At 67.5% G+C, this 1,919-nt stretch carries 3 protein-coding genes; all 3 read left to right on the forward strand.

The features are described 5' to 3' along the window. The first annotated feature begins 93 nt into the window (after nt 1-93). Nucleotides 94-903: a signal peptidase I gene (lepB, locus tag Y706_RS25280; RefSeq protein ID WP_156945133.1), complete on the forward strand. Its 810-nt coding sequence runs from the start codon at nt 94-96 to the stop codon at nt 901-903. Between the two features lie 10 nt (nt 904-913). Continuing rightward, nucleotides 914-1,579, forward strand: coding sequence for a ribonuclease HII (locus Y706_RS0112560; protein WP_028276856.1), 666 nt, complete (start codon nt 914-916; stop codon nt 1,577-1,579). A 91-nt stretch (nt 1,580-1,670) separates the two neighbouring features. Continuing rightward, a partial coding sequence (locus tag Y706_RS0112565; protein ID WP_028276857.1) for a DUF2469 domain-containing protein occupies nt 1,671-1,919 on the forward strand: 249 nt, incomplete at its 3' end.

Here is a 1,919-nt window from a genome sequence, read left to right on the forward strand (position 1 = left end):
GAGCCGGCGGATCCACCGGCTGGTGCGCCGGCTCCTGCGTCGCAGGACGACAGCGCCGGTGCGCAGCGCGCTGATCGTATCCAGGCTGCCCGTATCGAGACTGCCCGGTCGGAGACTGCCCCGACCGCGGCTGGGCCGACCGCGCCTGAGTCGACCGGGAGGGCCGACGGTCCCGCCCACGCCGATCCGACATCCCGCCGGGCCAGGAAGGCCAAGGCCCGTGAAGGGCGCAGCCCGCTCTTCCTGTGGCTGAAGGAGGTTGCCACGGTGGTCGTCGTGGCGATCGTGCTGTCCTTCCTGATCAAGACCTTCCTGTTCCGGGCCTTTTACATCCCCTCCGAATCCATGGTCAACACCCTCGATGTGAACGACCGCATCTTCGTGAACCTGCTCGTGCCCGAGCCCATGGCGCTCCAGCGCGGGGACGTGGTGGTGTTCCGGGACAGCCAGGGCTGGCTCGCCCCCGCGGCTCCAAAGGCCAAGGGCCCCTTCACCTGGGTGCAGGACGGGCTGACGTTCGTCGGTTTGCTGCCGGACAACTCGGAACAGCATCTGGTCAAGCGCGTCATCGGGCTCCCGGGTGACCACGTGGTCTGCTGCGACGCCGGCGGACAGCTCACCGTCAATGGCGCGCCGCTGGACGAGAAATACATCAATTCCGCAGAGATTCCCCAGGTCCGCGACTTTGACGTCGTCGTGCCCGCGGGCAAGGTCTGGGTCATGGGCGACAACCGCAACCACTCCGCGGATTCCCGCGCCCATATGGACACCAACGGCGGCTTCGTCAACGAATCCGACATTGAAGGCAAGGCCGCCGTCATCGCTTGGCCGCTGAATCGGATGTCGGCCCTGGACAACTACCCGGACGTCTTCCGCAGCGTCCCCGCCCCGTCCGGAAAGTAAGCCGCCCGTCATGTCAGCAGCCCCCACCCTCGACTACGAACGCCGCTTCCGCAGCTCCGGCGCACGGCTCCTCGCGGGCATCGACGAGGTCGGCCGCGGCGCCCTGGCCGGTCCCGTCAGCGTGGGAATCGCCGTCGTGGACCTGCAGCAACAGAAGCTCCTGGCCGATGTCCGGGACAGCAAGCTGCTCAAGGTCGCGGACCGGGAGCGGCTGGTGCCGCTGGTCCGGGACTGGAGCGTCGCCTCCGCCGTCGGGCATGCGTCCGCGAACGAGATCGACGAACTCGGGATCATCGCGGCGCTCCGTCTTGCCGGGAACCGGGCCTGGTTTGCCGTGCTCGCCGCCGGAATCAGGCCCGAGGTTGTCCTGCTGGACGGAAGCCACAACTGGCTCTCGCCGGATCTGCAGCCGTCCTTGTTTGACGATGCCCCCGCCGAACCCGGTTGCGATGCCCCGGTGCACACACTGGTCAAAGCCGACATGCAGTGCCTCAGCGTCGCCGCGGCCAGCATCATCGCGAAGGTCGAGCGTGATGCGATGATGTGCGAGCTGCACACCCAATACCCGGCCTACGGCTGGGACGTGAACAAGGGCTACGGCACCGCAGCGCACAAGGATGCGCTGCGGACCTCCGGTCCCACGCCGTACCACCGGGTCAGCTGGCAGCTGCTCTAGCCTCTCCCGCGTGTGGGTGCCGCCCGCCGTGGCGGCGCGGCCGGCCCGTCGTGTGGCGCGCGGCCGGCGCCGGATGGTGCAAGATGGAACCATGAGTGCCGAGGACCTTGAAAACTATGAGACCGACATGGAGCTACAGCTCTACCGCGAATACCGCGACGTCGTCGGGCTGTTCAGCTATGTGGTCGAGACCGAACGGCGTTTCTACCTTGCCAACCACGTTGACCTGCAGGCCCGCAGCGCCGACGGCGAGGTCTACTTTGACCTGACCCTGCAGGACGCCTGGGTGTGGGATGTGTACCGCTCCGCCCGGTTCGTCAAGAGCGTCCGCGTCATCACG

This window comes from Arthrobacter sp. I3, assembly GCF_000520575.1.
Taxonomy (GTDB): Bacteria; Actinomycetota; Actinomycetes; order Actinomycetales; family Micrococcaceae; genus Arthrobacter; species Arthrobacter humicola_A.

Bases quoted from the DNA above. Each gene is read 5' to 3' on its own strand.
- Y706_RS0112560 (WP_028276856.1), top strand. From the start codon at position 914: ATGTCAGCAGCCCCCACCCTCGACTACGAACGCCGCTTCCGCAGCTCC.